Raw genomic sequence first — 16,415 nt, 5'->3', positions numbered from 1 at the left:
CGTTCCTCATCTTCGATGAGGATTTGGAAAAGTGTTGAATTGTACCCCACCGCTTGTCAAGGAAGACGCTTGACAAGCTCACGCCGGAGCACGAGGCCCGGGAGCAAACGAAGGTTCGGGAGAGAATTTGCGTTGTCCGTTTGCACTAAGTTTTGAAAGAAACTGAACGTGCGTTTCTAGCTTGCAAGGGCTCTCCCTGACGAAGGCATAACATGTGGTAACCAACCCACGGATAGCAGCGTGCCGACCGTCGCTCGCATTTTTGCTCTCGCGCCACGTNCTCAGGCAGAGTTAAAACCGAGGGCTTGACAAAAACGTTCATAGCAACGGACTCCACAGCCCTTATTTAGGTTGTTTCAGTCGAATTCTTGCCCGTACCCGCCTTATAAAGGCATTCCGGTCCGTTAGAACAGGAAATCGCTGGGAAATCAGAGAATAAGGGCCATACGGTCCGTTAGCTGAAAACTCAAAAAAAGCACCAGGCTGCCAATAAGACAGCCTGGTGCTTCGGCCGGAGCGTCGCCTACCGGTCCGGCAGGCTGGCCCAAGCGTCCGGCGGGACGCGGGCCACGATGTCGTAGCCCTGCCCCCGGCCGCGCGAGTGTACAATAACCGCTCCCATTTCGGGGACAATCATTTCTGGATGGTTAACTCCATTCTTGTTATACTAAGACTATGAAAACCACGACAACTACAACCCAATCGGAACCAAAGCTTACGAAGAAGGGGAGAGAAACGCGCAGCCGCATCATTGCGGCCGCCGCTAAACTGATGTTCGAACGCGGAGTCGCGGGAACGAGCGTAGAGGATGTGCAGAAGGAGGCCAAGGTCAGCTCCTCGCAGCTTTATCACTACTTCAAGGAGAAGCGAGACCTGGTGCTCGCCGTCATCCTGTACCAGAGCGAGCAGGTGTTAGGTTCACAAGAACCGTTGCTTAGCCATCTGGACAGCATGGAGGCGCTGCAGACCTGGCGCGACGCCGTCATCCAATCGCAGGTTGAACGGCAGTATCAGGGCGGCTGCCCCATTGGTTCATTGGCCAGCGAACTGGCCGATATGGAACCCGCAGCCCGCGCTGCGCTGGCTACCTGCTTCCTGCAGTGGGAGCAGTCGATTAGCCACGGGCTTCGTGCGATGCGGGATCGCGGAGAAATGCGCGCCGACGCCGATCCGGACCAACTGGCATTAGCGCTGCTGACGGCGCTGCAAGGCGGCCTGCTCATGACGCAGGTTCGCAAAGATATCAAAGCCCTGGAGGCCGTGCTCGACGCGATGCTGGAGCATATCCGCACCCATTTAGTTTAGACACACCCGAAATAGAAACAGAATAAGGGCACTTTAGAAGGAGGGAAATCCGTAATTTTTATCACCCCGTAACCGGCGGAAAGCGCTGGGTTGCGGGGTTTTTGCGTTTTCAGAATTGGAGGGATGCCAAAGTCCGAAAAAAATGGAGTTGACAATCCAAAAAATTTAAAATACAATGAGTTCATTCATAAATGGAGTGTTTACTCCAAAAAAAGAGCGGAACTCCCATCAACCCTTCGCCAATCGCACGCTATAAATATGGGCCTCCGTAATCAACGAAAATGAGGTGTATAGAGATGACGTTCAAACAAGAATTGGAACAAATGAGACAAGAGTATGTCGCAAATTCCCCAGCGGATGTGTATAACGAAATCAACCGCTTGATTACTGAACAGCAGCAAGCAGGCCAGGCACTTGGCCTGGAGGTGGGCCAGAAAGCGAAGGATTTCACCTTGAATAACACGCTGGGGCAACCCGTGAATCTTTATGACGAATTGGCCAAGGGTCCGGTGGTGCTGACCTTCTATCGTGGCGGCTGGTGCCCGTTCTGCAATATGCAGCTGCGTTCGTACCAGAAGGTACTGCCTCAAATTGAGGCGATCGGCGGCCAATTGATCGCTGTCAGCCCGCAAAGCCCAGACAACACATTGACGCAAAAAGAGAAGGAAGAGCTCGAATTTCAGGTGCTGAGCGATACGAACGGATTAGTCGCCGCAGCTTACAACATTCTGTACGACGTACCGGATTATATTAAGGACATTTTCCTGAACAAATTCAACTTGGATCTGGCAGAATACAATGCCACCAATCGCTGGATTCTGCCGATTACGTCCACGTTTATGATCGACGAGTCGGGTATCGTCCGCTCCGCCTATGTGGAACCGGATTACATGAAACGTCCTGATCCAGAGGATATCCTGGAGCGGTTGAGACATCTGTAATTATCGTCTTAGATCCGCGATCCGAAGCATGTCCCGGTCGATACTGGAACCCCACCCGCGCCGTGTCAGGCGAAGGGCATTCAAAATCACCAAAATCACGCTGAACTCATGAATAAACATCCCCGAGGCTAAATAAATCCGCCTCGTTAATACCCCCGCCAGCAGCAAAACCACGACCGCGATGGCAAAGAATACGTTTTGCTTCATATTGCGAACCGTGCGCTTCGCCAGCTGGCGGGCATATACGAGCTTATCCAGCCGGTCCGCCATAATGACCGAATCCGCAGTTTCTATCGCAATGTCCGTCCCCGTGCCTCCCATGGCCAGCCCAATGTCCGCGGCGGCGATCGCCGGCGCGTCGTTGATGCCGTCGCCAAGCATCGCCACACGGCAGCCCTGCCGCTTCCACTCCTGAATCAACGCCATCTTATCTGCTGGAAGCAGCCCGGCGTGCACCTGATCCAACCCCAGCTGATCCGCAACCTTACTAGCCACATGTCGATTGTCGCCAGTCAGCATCACCACCCGCTTCACGCCTTGCCGCTTGAGCCCTTGGATCACTTCCTTCGCTTCGGCACGAATCGGGTCTGCGATGGCGATAACGCCAATCAACATGCGGTTAACCGCGGCAAATACCACCGTACACCCGCGCTTCTCTTGACGTTCTGCCTCGTCCCATACCTCCTTGCTTATGGACACGCCTTGCTGCTCCAACCACTCCCGCTTCCCGACCCGAACCGTCTGTCCACGAACCTCACCGTAAATCCCGCTTCCTTTGTGTACTTCCACCTGCTTCGGTCGATCCGCCGGCTCTACCTTCCGAGCCTTCGCCGCATTTACAATCGCTTGTCCAAGCGGATGCTCCGAGGCCGCTTCCACTGCAGCCGTCAGCTCCAACAGCTCGCGTTCCTGCATGCCGCCGTAGGTGTGTACCGCAACCACGGAAGGGTTCCCCTCCGTTAATGTCCCGGTCTTATCGAACGCAACTACCTCCGCCCGGGCCAGATTCTCCAGCACCTCCCCGCCTTTGATCAGCAAGCCGTTTGCGGCGCCGTTTCCCAATCCGGCAACCATTGAGACCGGTGCGGAAATCACCAAAGCCCCCGGGCAAGCGATCACCAGAAACGTCAGCGCGAGCTCGGGATTCCGAGAGACGAGGAACACCAGTACCGCCAACAGCAGCATCCCCGGCGTATAGTAGGAAGCGAACTTGTCCAAAAACCTTTGCGTCTTCGCCTTAGATTCCTGGGCTTCTTCCACCAGCTCAATAATTTTGGCAAAGGTTGTTTCCTCCCCAACCTGCTCGGCAATGACTTCCAGGTAGCCCGTATCCACGGTCGTTCCGCTGAACACTCGGTCACGGACCTGCTTGCCGACGGGTACCGGTTCGCCGGTAATCGCCGCTTCGTTAACTAGGGCTTGGCCGGAAGCGACCTGGCCGTCGACCGCGATCTTGCTGCCGGACGGCAGAAGCACCCGATCCCCGCGCACCACTTCGGACGCGAGCACTTTGACCTGAACGCCGTCCCGCAGGACGAGGGCTTCCGCCGGGGCCAGATCGATCAAGGCTTTCAAGGCGGAGCGCGTCTTGCCCAACGTAATCGCCTCAAGGTATGCCCCGAGCCGGAATAAGAAGGCCACCGCGGCAGCCTCAACGTATTCGCCGAGGATAACCGCCCCGATCATCGCGATCGTCACCAATAGCTCGATGCTGAAGACGCGCATGCGGAGCGATCGAAAGGCTCGGACAGCGATCGACCAACCGGATAGGGCCGAGGCCAGCAGCAGTGCGGCGCTTCGGGCCACCTCCCATCCCAGGAGGTAGAACACCCCCGCCAGGGCCAGTATCAGCCCCGACGCCAGCAGCGCCGCCGCTTTACGAGGCTTGGCCATCGCCATGCCCTCCCCCCGCCAGCACCGGATACCCCAGCTTCCCCAGCATGCTCTGCAGCGGCTCCTCCTGCACCAGATTCTCATCGAACCGGACCTTCACTTGGCTAGAGTGGAATAACACTTTAACTTCCTGTACCCCCGGCTGTTTCAACAGCGCGCTTTCGATTTTCTTGATGCAGCTTGGGCAGGTTAACTCTTCTACGTTCCATTTGACGGTGATCATTGGACATATCCCCTTTCGGTTATCGATGGCTTCATCGTAACTCGGGTTCCAGGTGCTTTCCTTGATTCGCGTCAATTTAAAGATGTCCTAGAGTTCAGAAGCTCTGCGCCAGCCGGTCAGCCGCGGTGGAGCGGCGGATTGATCAGGATGCCGTGCTGGCCCTCGCGACAACGTAATCAGGATGCTGCCACTTGCAACGGTTATTTTCGCGATACCGCCTCACGCACGATTGATCCAGGATAACACCTTTTGCGACGGTTTGAACGTGATGCCAGCCTTTGCGACAGATTGAACGTGATGCCAGCTCTTGCGGTGGATTGAACGCGATGCCACATCCTGCGACAGGTTGATCGCCGAATGCCACCTCTTTGCGACCTATTGATCGTAGTACCACCCCTCGTAAGTCTAACGCTTATGACAAACGCTATTGCCGCCAAAATACCCGATTTCTAAATCTAACGCTTGCCACACACTCTATTTGCTCCATTTTCCGCATTTCACCGCGCTTTTTCCGCAAATAAGCACGCTCACAAGCGTTAGAACGCCAGCCCCTCTGTTTTTCGCCAAATAAGACGCCTGGTAAGCGTTAGCGACACTCGAAGCGACACTCAACGGAATTCGAAGCGACACTTGGAACGAAACTCAAATCAAAACGCTAATCGAAACTGCGAAACGAAACTCAAACCGTAAACAAGTCCCTCACTTACCAAAAAATTATTTTAAATTTACTATTGCCCTCCGAATCAGTTCCTGCTAATATTAAGGAGCATGATTTTTGGAAAGGTTGTATTCAATATATCGCGAGTCTTTCCAAGCAGATAATTTTTTGACCACTTTCTTCGGAAAGTTAAGGCCATACGGACAGCCGGGTCAAATGCCGATTGGCAACTTAGTTGCCTTATTGATTGAGTTAAAAGCTCAAATTTTATAAGTTGGTTACTTTACAACCAGTGCATAATGCACATCAACTTGTGAAACGGTCAATAAGAGTGGTAAAGGCGAATTATTTGCTAAATAGACTCTGATCAAACATGATATATTGAATATTAAGAATTCCGGAGCGTGCGTTCGTGCGAAGTCATTTCGTGCGGCGATGAAGACGGGCGTTCGTCCGTTGTGATGGAGCTTTTCTTAATATTGACTATATCAGAAGCAAGTGATGCGCAGGTTATGCGTTGAATCACTTGCTTTTTTTACGTTTCACAGCACTTGTCAAATTTTAAAGAAGGTAGGAGATGGACAAATGGGAAAAGCATTAATCATCGGCTGCGGCGGCGTGGCTTCCGTAGCGATCCACAAATGCGTGCAAAACAGCGAGGTATTTGAAGAAATCTGCATCGCCAGCCGCACCAAGTCGAAATGCGATGCGCTGAAAGCGAAGCTGGACGGCGGCAAAACCAAAATCACGACAGCTCAAGTGGATGCCAACAATGTCGACGAGCTGATCGCATTGATCAACGAAGTGAAACCTGACATCGTGATGAACCTGGCTCTGCCGTATCAAGATTTGACGATCATGGAAGCCTGCTTGGCAACCAAAACGCACTACCTGGATACCGCGAACTATGAGCCGGAAGATACGGCGAAATTCGAATACAAATGGCAATGGGAATACCGCGAGCGCTTTGAGAAAGCCGGCATTACTGCACTGCTGGGCAGCGGCTTTGACCCTGGCGTAACGGGTGTATTTTCCGCCTATGCGCTGAAACATCATTTTGACGAAATCGAATACATCGACATCCTCGACTGCAACGCCGGTGACCACGGCTATCCGTTTGCGACGAACTTCAACCCGGAGATCAACATCCGTGAAGTGTCTGCGAAGGGCAGCTACTGGGAGAACGGCCAATGGGTCGAAACCGAGCCGATGGAAATCAAACGCGTCTACAACTTCCCGGAAATCGGGGAGAAAGATATGTACCTGCTGCACCATGAGGAAATCGAATCCCTGGCCCTGAATATTCCGGGCATCAAACGGATCCGCTTCTTCATGACATTTGGTCAAAGCTACCTGACCCACCTGAAATGCCTCGAAAACGTCGGCATGACTTCCATCGAGCCGATTGAATTCGAAGGCAAGCAAATTGTGCCGCTGCAGTTCCTGAAAGCCGTCCTGCCGGATCCATCTTCGCTCGGACCGCGCACGAAGGGCAAAACGAACATCGGCTGCATTTTCAAAGGGAAAAAAGACGGCAAAGAAAAAATGTACTACCTGTACAATGTCTGCGACCACGAAGAATGCTACAAAGAAGTTGGCTCTCAAGCCGTAGCTTACACGACGGGTGTTCCAGCCATGATCGGTGCGATGATGATCCTCAACGGCACTTGGAACAAACCGGGCGTCTACAACATCGAAGAGTTCGATCCAGATCCATTCATGGATGCGCTGAACAAGTGGGGCCTGCCTTGGAAAGAAAGCTTCAATCCGGTACCGGTGGATGCCTATCCGGAAGAGGAAGTGGCCGAAGAGCGTAAAGAAACGGAGTACGTTAGATAATATGCGCTTCGAGGAACTGCCAACACCTTGTTACGTGGTCGATGAGAAACTTTTGGAGCAAAACCTGAAGATCCTGGCCGGGATTATGGAGCGGACGGGGGCCAAAATTATTTTGGCGCAAAAAGCATTTTCGATGTACACGACCTACCCGCTGATCGGCAAATATTTGAGCGGCACGGCGGCCAGCGGCTTGTATGAAGCTCGGCTTGGCCACGAGGCGATGGGCAAGGAGAATCACGTCTTTGCCCCGGCCTACCGAGAGGATCAAATCGACGAAATCATCGAGCTGTGCGATCATGTGATCTTCAACTCGTTCTCCCAAGTGGAGAAATATCGCGATCGGGTGCTGGCGGCTGGCAAAAAAGTCGGTCTGCGCATCAATCCGGAATGTTCAACCCAAGTGGGCCACGATATCTATAACCCTTGCGCGTATGGCTCGCGGTTTGGCGTGACGATTGAGAATTTCCGTCCGGAGCTGTTGGATGGCATTTCTGGCTTTCATTTTCATACCTTGTGCCAGCAGAATTCGGACGACTTGGCCACGACGCTGGACGCGGTGGAAGAGAAGTTTGGTCCATGGCTGTCGCAAATGGAATGGATCAATTTCGGAGGCGGCCACCATATCACGCGCGAGGATTACGATATTCCGCTGCTGGAAGCGTGCATTCGGCGGATGCAGGACAAATACGGCTTAGAAGTGTATCTGGAACCAGGTGAAGCGGTGGCGCTGAACGCCGGTTACCTGATCACGACGGTGCTGGATACGATGAAAAATGGCTTGGATATCGCCATCGTGGACGCCTCGGCTTCCTGCCATATGCCGGACGTGCTGGAGATGCCGTACCGTCCGCCGCTGTTTGGCTCGGGCGAACCTGGCGAGAAGCCGTATACGTATCGGCTGGGCGGACCAACCTGCCTGTCCGGGGATAATATCGGCGACTACTCGTTTGATGAGCCGCTGAAGCCGGGCGACCGTCTGGTGTTTGGCGATATGGCCATCTATTCGATGGTGAAGAACACCACTTTCAACGGTATGCCGTTGCCGGCGCTCGTCCTGCAGCATAAGGACGGCGATTGCGAAATTTTACATCAGTTTGGTTATGAAGATTTCAAAATGCGGTTGGCGTAAAGCACCTCAATCGCTTAAGCGGGGACTGCCCGGTCAATGAACTGACGGGCGGTCTCTTTTTTTGTCCAAAACCATCAGTGCGGTATCTAAAATGACGGGTGCCGCCTTTGTGCTGAAGGAACGGGATAATGATGAAAAAGTCGATCAGGAGAGAGACCCTGACCGACCTTTTGGGTGAACCGGAGAGAGGACTTAGATCGGCAACAGCTTCATACGCTCCTTCGCTTTCAGGCCCTCCACCATGTCGTACCACGCTTGCGGCTTGTTCGGCAGCACCGTGTAATACCGCTCCAGGAATTGCACAATCAGCGCCGTTTCCAGGCTGTCATCGTTGCCGTCCATCGGCAGGAAGCAGAGGTTGAGCCCGCTGACCGCTTCTCCGTCATTGTTCCAGGACGGATGCACGTACGGGAAGTCCAGGCGCATATATCCGAGATGAGACAAGACTTCGCGGCGTACGTAGGGATCCATCGGCTTCACGCCGCCGAATTCGTGATGCTCCACCCGGTAAGGATCGTAGATTTCCGCGAACATGCCGCGCAGCTTCTTGCCGTTCGCTTCGGCTAATGCGTGTAAATCGCGCAACCGGTGATCTGCCAGGAACCGCCCGATGCCCAGCCCAGCTTGGCCGATAATCGTGAAGTCGGTCATCGCCACGTTGAAGTCCTCATAATAGCGATACTCCGTCGCCCCAACGACCTGGCCTTCGTGCACCGCCACAAAGACGCGAATGCCGGGGTCTTCCAGCGGCTCTTTCCATAAATCGAATTCCAGTACTTCTTCTGGCGGGAACACGTTTTGCATCAGCTGATGCATCGATTTGAATAAAGGATCCTGAATATTCGTAATTCGGATGTATTCCATAAAGGTACATTGCCTCCTTTTTTGTATTTTTATATTATATACCAAACAATACGGCTCCAGCTAAAATAACAGCCTTTCCGCCCCCTTACGGGAAGCGGAAAGGCTGTGGCAATTCCTTCATTGCATTATTGGATTTTTTGGGTCATTAATTCGACAATGGGATATTCTCCGCCGCTGGTGCAGGTTCAAACGCTCTGCGGTTCGTCCACCCCACAACAACAGCAATTGCGCTAACCGCAGCCGCCAGCAGATATATCGACGCCACGCCAAAGAGATCCGCAACGATACTCATTGCCATTAAGGAGATTCCATAAATTAAACTTAAAACCGTGTACTGCGCACTAAACACTTTGGGCAACAACAGCGGGTCAACACTCCTTTGCGCCAACGTTCTTCTGCAGATATTGGACATCTCAGTCATCGGTCCGGTCAGAAACATAATGAGCAGAGCTATGACAGGCACGGTATTAACGGCGTACAATGCTGTAATTGCCGCGTAACCGAAAGTTCCAAAAAGCAAGGCTGCAACTATTTTATTTTCCAACCGTTTAACCAACATAATTAGGACGATGCCGCCCAATACCGACCCGCCAAAATAACTCGCGTTGATATAACCCCACCACCGTTCGCCTTGTTTTAAGACATCGATCACGAAGACGAGCATAAAGGAACCGGCCCAAACCGCCCCTCCAAATTGTTCGGTGGCATCCATAATCAGCAGTGAGCGTAGCCTTCTCGATTTCCAGAGGAGTACCCAGCCTTCCTTCAGCGCCTGCCAATCCGAGGAATCGGCAACGTCATGCTTCCGCCTGCTTCTCAGGCTCCATACGGAGGTTCGCGGGGTCTCGGTTGGATCCGTAACAAAAATGGTGAACGTCATGGCTAATCCATAACAAACCGCTACGACGCCTATAACGTTGAGCGGCCCGGCAAAGGACAGTAAAATCCCGCCAAGCGCCCAGCCGGCAAATTGGACGATTTGATCGGATGTGGAAATCAGCGTATTCGCCTTCATCAATCCGCTGTCATCCACCAACCGGGGAACCAAAGCATTGCGTGATGGCGTAGACCAGCCGTCAAGAAATGATAAAAGCAAAACAATAATGAGGATAAAAATCAGGTTCGGTCCCCCGGATTGATCAAACCATAGATATACCGTCAGGCAAGCGAAAAGAACAAACTGCCCCATTTGCGAGATGAACAACAAAGCAGGCAACCTGAATCGGTTGATCAAAAGCGGGGCAAAAAAACCGCTGATCAGACGTGAAATGACCGTGATAAACGGGATTAACGTAGTCACAATAATCGAGCCGCTAGTATCCAGCACCAATATCGTTAAAGCGAGCGTATATAACAAATCGGCCATGTTGGCTATGGTTTGCGTACTCCATAAATAATAAAAGGATTTATGATACATGCCGGAACCTTCTTTGCCTATTTCTTTTTCTTGTGAATTTTCAAATCCTCACTGTATTTATAAATTAGAGACGGGCTGTCTATGATATGATTTTGCAAAGTTTTGGCTACGGCGTTTTGGCTTTGAACCGCGTAACAATACTGACAGTTAAACTTGCATGTATTGTACACGCCCACGTCTACCGCTGCGGTGCAAAGACAGGTATTCCGCTGATTTTTATCCTTGGCATAGTCCAGCTCCCGCCCGATGATGCTCGAGAGGAGCCGGGCATCAATACAACTGCCATGACGAATTCCGCAGTGCTCCAAATCGGCGGCTTCCGAGCAAGTCTCTACGGAAATACCATGAGCGGCTCCGATACGGCTTATGTTCGCGGCAAATTCGTCCAGTTGTTCTCTGTATTCGGGCAAAGTAATATCGGTGCATAATACCGCATGGTTTTGCTGCAGTTTATTGAATCTCGCCACCGTTTTCCCGTAATAATCCATAAAACTTATCACCAATCGATGGGTGTACCCTTCCAGTTGGCCAGCTAAACGTTCCAGGCGTTCAAGATGGTACTCCACCGGGGTGATATTGCTGATGATGATCGGATCGTACCTCCAGATAACCCGGTTTGCCCCAAGCCGCTCGCTTAACTCACGGAAATAGTCCACGCGGCTCGCAGCGAGGGGCAAATTAGGCTCAAAAATTTCCGGGTAATCATTTAGTGTGTATTGAAAATAGTACATGTAGCCTTTATCGTCCAATTGTGACAAGTGCCTCATGAACGGCTTGGGATTTTTAGTCCAAAACACCATGCCGTCCACATCTTCGGGCAATAAGCTAAAGGCCGTTACCTGCTTGTAATTAAACGGATTCACCCGGTGAAAATACCCTTCGGCAATTCTGCGCATAAACCAATCTCCGAAAAAGGCCGGGATATCCGTTCTTCTGCTGGCGCTAATAATCAACTTCGCTCACCTGCGGTTCACCATATATTTAAGTTAGGCTGTTCAACTTTAATTTTATCAAATAATCCAGGAAAAACAATTTTCCCCATATAAACCAGTTTGGCTGCCCTTTGCCCGGATTCCAGGGAGCGAATATAAAACTTCAGCGCTCTAAGTTTATGCAAGTACCTATTTGCGTAACCCAACGTAAAATATTTCTCCGCAATATTTGCCCCTAACGCGTCAAGGCATTGCCGATGAAATGGATCCTTCTTATTCCAGAACTTCTTTTTCTTCTCTTTATTACGAACTCTTATTTTACACAATTCAATTTTCGTCCATTTATCCAACAACTCACGGTTTAGAGCAAGCTGTTCCAAGTCGAGTTTTTGCCGATCAAGAAAAGCGTACAGATTATCTTCACCATGATGATATATAAAATGGTAATCTTTGATAAAGCAAATATCGCTGTTTTGAAACACCTTCAGTAAAAACTCCGTATCCTCACAAGCCATCAAGCTTTCGTTAAAACCGCCGACCTGTACAACTACACTTTTTCGAATTACGGCGGTGTTAATATGGTAGAAATAAAAGTATTCCAGCAAAGAATACTCATAGAAACGTTGCCGAAAGAAGTAGCGATTCCCTTGAATCTCCGGCTTCAACTCATCGACAGCGTTTTGAAAATAATCTTCCCCTTCATAAGGTTCGTCAACTTTTAACCGCTTGTTTTGCCTTTCCTCGTACCACAGAGACAAAACCGCCCCGACCTTATTTTCCGTTAAAATCGCGGCGCATTCTTCAAGATGATGGCTTAACCACTCATCGTCAGAATCCAGGAATGCAATATACTCTCCTTCGGCTTGGGCAATCCCTCGATTTCTTGCCGAACTCACCCCTAAATTCTCGGAAGAAGCTGTAAATTTGATTCTCTTGTCCATTTCCATAAAACGCGATACGATTTCGGAGGTATTATCGCTGCTGCCATCATCTGAAATGATCATTTCCCAATTTGAATACGTTTGATTCAAAACGGATTGTATAGCTCTCGGCAACAAAAGCGCCCGATTATAGCTCGGGATGATGACGCTTATAAGCGGTTTGGTTTTCACGGTCGCAGCGCTCCTTAAGATAACATCAGATCGGGACAATTCGCACAAGAGGCCGGTGTCTCCTGATCAAGTTTCTCCAGTACTCCGTTTCGCTGGTTTAATATATAATCCATGGATTGTTGCCCGACATTCCCAAAAGCATAATCCGTTTTTTTTATATAGGAGCATCCCGAGGCAAAACCCCGGTGATTGATAAAAATCCCTTGTTTGAGCCATGTGCATTTAGCTTCGCAATCCTTATCGTACAGTTCGTCAAAAAAACCTCTAACCTTGATCCCGTTAAGAAGCTCTTGAATCTCGGCGTCCTTTTCCAATCCCGACTGAAATTGCTTGATCGTTTCGACCGAAGGTATCTCTTTCATCATGCCATCGTTGTAAGCTTCGGTATAGGTGTCCATATTCTGCAAATATTGAATCGTAAACTCGCCGTCAAGCGATAATTGCCGATATAAACGGACGATATCCTTAAATTCGTGAAATGTTGAATTCAGCAAGGTAACGGCAAAACCCAATACGGGGCGAGCCCTTCCTCTCTTTTGTTTTTTATCCATAAACCCCAGCATATTATCGATGATTTTCGGCAGATTCCCGCCGCGGATAGACCTGAATCTATCGGGATTTGGCGACTCTATCGAAACTAAAATACTGTATACATTAGGATTGTCTAATAATCTGTCCGCATTTTGGGAAGTGAGGAAGGTACCGTTGGTTGTAATCGAAACTTTCGCTGCGGGATGGTATTGTGCGATAAGGTCGAGCATGGCGAATAAGTCGGGGTGGGTAAAGGGTTCACCCTCGCCTTGAAGCTGAATATGCTTAACGTTGGACACACTGGTTATAATTTTATGAAATGTGTCTAGCGGCATGATCCCTTGATCCATGGTTCTTCCTACACAAAAACCGCAGGTAAAGTTGCATTTGGTTGTCGGCTCGATTTGAATATACGGAACATCGTAAGTCATCAGGCTGTTGCCCCCCTTTAAAATATTTCCTGGATCAAACCTTCTCCAATCCGCGCGGACGGAACAAAGCGCGGCTCTTCAAATAAAGGAATATACATTTTAAACAAGTAATCATCCTGTAACAGATAGGTCCCGTATTCCCATGAATCCGGCATCTCACCCTCATCCAAAATAATCGAATCATGCTGGTCTCCGGACAAATCATAGGCATATATTTCGGCATCAATCTGGGTAATGCGGGAGCGAGCAAGTTCAAGCGCTCGCGAATGAACTGAAAGATCGTGAGTAGAAATGAGCCAATTATTTCCTTTTTCTAAAAAATGTTCAATTTCTACTCGGTTTAAAACAACTCTTTGCGTCATTCTTAAGTGATACCACCCGGAACATTTCGTCATGTTTCGCGGATATCCAGCATTACAGTTTTCTTTCTCTTGCAAAAACACGTTCCGTTTAATTTCACTTCCCGTATCGACCACCAGATTGCCCCTCGTTTTAAGCGCCCCCTGCTCTATCGCGGAACTTAAAATATTCAGCGCGTCTTTGTCAAACAGGTAATCGTCACCGTCGAGCTCGATCAGAAATGAATCGTTGTTTGGCACCAGCAGATGAATCATGTTATAGAAGTTTCTGGCCGCATATTTTCTGGACAAGTTTTTAACCAAGCAATAGTCCACCTTGTGCTTGTGCAGAATCGATTCCACTTCATCCAGGACGTCATATTCCGAAGCATCGTCAATAACCGCCACCCCAATATCGTGCCGTCCGTTCTGCTCGCAGATCGAAGCGACGCACCGCAGCAGCTTATGCCGCTGATTTCTGCAGCAAATGGTGAAGACGAACCGATTCATCAGAGGTTTACCGGCAATTACGTTTAGTTGGTTCAGCGAGTCGGGGATAACAGGCGTCTTAATGATACGGGAAACCTGGTTTAGCACTTGTTCTAACCGCTGCCGGAACATATTCATCGTAGGCTGATTCCCAATCAAGGGATTGGCCCTGCGAACCATGAAGTAACGCAAGATCTCAACCGAACATCCATTGCTGGAATAGAACAGCCCCGTCTTATCCCCGCGGCTCGCCCGCCTACTCAAATCTTCGCTTTTAAACGCATCGTCCAGAACCATAAACCGGGCTTCGCGGGGAAGTTCGTCCGGCCGCATCGCGCTCATATCCGCATACTCCAGCGAAGCGGGGTTAACCTTTGGTTTTTGCGGAGACAGAGAGACAAACAGAATGTTCATTTCTGATGGAATAAGCGGATAACCCGACTTTTGCAAATGTTCGATAACCACATCTTCATTCAGCAAATAATCCGAATAAATGACCGCATGGGAGCTCCAGCTATGATCCAGGTTGCACTCCGAAAACTCAAACCGCGGTATAGGCAGAATATCGGACGGTATCTCATACCCCATAGTGAGTTCAACCAACCGCCGCTGTTGTTCATTCTGGTAAATAACGTAATCCGCCAATTTAATGAGCGGGATGGTTTGATAGTTTAACTCAACGACGTAAGCGGCGACTTTTTTGCCGTAGAAGGAACAATAATTTTGTTGGAATACCTCTGCGGTGTGATGGTCCACGATTAGCAAAACCACATCGGATTGCTGCAAATCAGTCCATTCCGCCTCTTCTTCCAGCTGTTCTATAAAAAAGTCATTGATCATGCGGCTCGTTGGCGGGTAGATAGTTAGTTTCAACACTGCTAACACCCCTGTCATCTTTTTATCACGAAGCAGGTCACGAAAGTGGATTCGACGTCGAATCTTGAATTCAGCCGGGCCTTCCGTTGCTCACGTAGACTCACCTACGCTCCGCTACTCAGTCCCTAGCTTCATCCGACCTAAAGCGTTTTGAAAAAACGCACATCGTAAGCATACGCTTCGGTGCTAAAAACCTGACATTTGCACAAGCCCTTTTATGGCTTCGGCAATCTGCTGCACGCCTTTAAATTCACCTACGACATGGGACAATTTCGCGGTTTGGGCCCGGGCGAAATCCCGGCTGGCGTCAGCCGTCGCGATCTCCCCTAAAGTTTTGCCCGCAAGCGCTGAAAGCTCACGCAGAAGGGGCGAAGCTGCTCCGGTCAGCTCGTCCATGTATCGCCGGTAAAAATCTTCGATCTTAAATTGCCGGGCCTCCGGAACTCTGGTGGATAACATCAGCTCGGGGAACGCCTCCCAATCGGCCGCGTCGGATACTCCGTTGCGATATAAGGTCATATAGTTGGTATAATTGCCGTCATGCTGTTCGGGGAGCACCAAGAGCGGAACTTCATAGGCCAGACATTCAAACATCGTCGCCATCCCCGCGGGTGCAATGACCAGCAGACAATCATCAAGCCGCTGCAAAAACTCCGGATGAGTCAAGGCGTAGACGTTCTCCGTCCGGAATACTTTTTTTACCGTATCGGCCAGCGACTCATGCACGGCGTAAACCATCTCATGCCCAGTTCCATATCGGTCCAGCCCTTCTCTTAAAATGGAACGAACGACAAAGAGATAAACGATCAAATCCAATTCGGTCACATAGGGATTGATCATGCCGGAAAATGAAATTAAAATCGTGTTCCTATGCGGCAAAGCCTTCCGATAAGATAAATCCACCATGGGATCCACGAACTGAATTTTGTCCGCAAAACCTTCCAGACTAGCGGGAAGCCCCTGATCAAACTTCTGAAGAAACACTTTTTGAGCAAGGGTATACATCACGCTGTAATCAAAATACTCGCCGAAATGTTGGAGTTTATTGCGAATCTCGCCGAAGCTCTCCTCTTTGTCGATCACCGAAACCGAAGATTGCAGCAACGGTTCTTCCCACTCCCACATCCAATACAAATTGTCTATGCTGACGGAGGGAATATCCTGCTTATAAGCCCATAACAAAATATCAGGCTCCATCACGCTGATCACCAGGTCATAGTTTTCTTGTATGGTAGGATAGCTATCGAACACCCGATGAAATTGCGTCTTATGCCGTAAAGCAAAATCAAGCGCAACGGACTCCCCGACAAAATCCACTTCGGCAAAAACTCCGATTTCCCGAAGCAGCAAACGCAAGGTAGCGCAAGGCCCGTATCCCCAAGCGCCGGCGCCCGTTAAAATTTTCATTTTTTTCACAGGTATCACAACCTTATCCGC

At 50.1% G+C, this 16,415-nt stretch carries 13 protein-coding genes; 4 read left to right on the top strand and 9 right to left on the bottom strand.

Going from position 1 to position 16,415, the window contains the following annotated elements:
* Positions 1-675: 675 nt before the first annotated feature.
* On the top strand, positions 676-1,305 hold the full coding sequence (locus M891_RS0108065) for a TetR/AcrR family transcriptional regulator (protein WP_028538458.1): 630 nt from the start codon (positions 676-678) through the stop codon (positions 1,303-1,305).
* 296 nt (positions 1,306-1,601) lie between these two features.
* Positions 1,602-2,246: a peroxiredoxin-like family protein gene (locus M891_RS0108060; protein WP_028538457.1), complete on the top strand. Its 645-nt coding sequence runs from the start codon at positions 1,602-1,604 to the stop codon at positions 2,244-2,246.
* Here the strand turns inward: M891_RS0108060 and M891_RS23535 are convergent, their stop codons facing one another.
* The gene (locus M891_RS23535) at positions 2,247-4,139 is read right to left on the bottom strand and encodes a heavy metal translocating P-type ATPase (protein WP_036699694.1); all 1,893 of its coding nucleotides are present in this window, start codon (positions 4,137-4,139) and stop codon (positions 2,247-2,249) included.
* Positions 4,123-4,362, bottom strand: coding sequence for a heavy-metal-associated domain-containing protein (locus M891_RS0108050; protein WP_028538456.1), 240 nt, complete (start codon positions 4,360-4,362; stop codon positions 4,123-4,125). The genes M891_RS23535 and M891_RS0108050 overlap by 17 nt, the downstream gene beginning before the upstream one ends.
* Before the next feature lie 1,243 nt (positions 4,363-5,605).
* Here M891_RS0108050 and M891_RS0108045 point away from each other — a divergent pair.
* Positions 5,606-6,859: a saccharopine dehydrogenase family protein gene (locus M891_RS0108045; RefSeq protein ID WP_028538455.1), complete on the top strand. Its 1,254-nt coding sequence runs from the start codon at positions 5,606-5,608 to the stop codon at positions 6,857-6,859.
* 1 nt (position 6,860) lies between these two features.
* Positions 6,861-7,988, top strand: a complete 1,128-nt coding sequence (gene nspC, locus M891_RS0108040; protein WP_016314464.1) for a carboxynorspermidine decarboxylase — start codon at positions 6,861-6,863, stop codon at positions 7,986-7,988.
* A gap of 192 nt (positions 7,989-8,180) precedes the next feature.
* Here the strand turns inward: nspC and M891_RS0108035 are convergent, their stop codons facing one another.
* The 7 genes from M891_RS0108035 to M891_RS0108005 form a co-directional block, all read right to left on the bottom strand.
* A complete protein-coding gene (locus tag M891_RS0108035; protein WP_028538454.1) occupies positions 8,181-8,852 on the bottom strand; it encodes a GNAT family N-acetyltransferase in 672 nt (223 codons plus the stop codon).
* A 145-nt stretch (positions 8,853-8,997) separates the two neighbouring features.
* Entirely contained in the window at positions 8,998-10,269 is a 1,272-nt protein-coding gene (locus M891_RS0108030) for an MFS transporter (RefSeq protein WP_036699691.1), read from the bottom strand.
* Between the two features lie 17 nt (positions 10,270-10,286).
* Positions 10,287-11,222 carry a DUF1848 domain-containing protein gene (locus M891_RS0108025; RefSeq protein ID WP_028538452.1) on the bottom strand — a complete coding sequence of 312 codons (936 nt, stop codon included), beginning with the start codon at positions 11,220-11,222 and terminating at the stop codon, positions 10,287-10,289.
* Positions 11,223-11,239: 17 nt separating this feature from the next.
* Entirely contained in the window at positions 11,240-12,313 is a 1,074-nt protein-coding gene (locus M891_RS24870; RefSeq protein WP_157688694.1) for a glycosyltransferase family 2 protein, read from the bottom strand.
* A gap of 14 nt (positions 12,314-12,327) precedes the next feature.
* Positions 12,328-13,275, bottom strand: a complete 948-nt coding sequence (locus tag M891_RS0108015) for a radical SAM protein (RefSeq protein ID WP_028538451.1) — start codon at positions 13,273-13,275, stop codon at positions 12,328-12,330.
* Between the two features lie 17 nt (positions 13,276-13,292).
* Entirely contained in the window at positions 13,293-14,978 is a 1,686-nt protein-coding gene (locus M891_RS0108010) for a glycosyltransferase family A protein (protein ID WP_028538450.1), read from the bottom strand.
* Positions 14,979-15,164: 186 nt separating this feature from the next.
* Positions 15,165-16,394: a hypothetical protein gene (locus M891_RS0108005; protein WP_028538449.1), complete on the bottom strand. Its 1,230-nt coding sequence runs from the start codon at positions 16,392-16,394 to the stop codon at positions 15,165-15,167.
* Positions 16,395-16,415 lie beyond the last annotated feature (21 nt).

Origin of the sequence: Paenibacillus sp. J14 (assembly GCF_000518465.1) — a bacterium.
GTDB lineage: Bacteria > Bacillota > Bacilli > Paenibacillales > Paenibacillaceae > Fontibacillus > Fontibacillus barengoltzii.
Note: the sequence above shows the minus strand (reverse complement) of the source record. Positions and strands in the feature narration are given on the sequence as shown.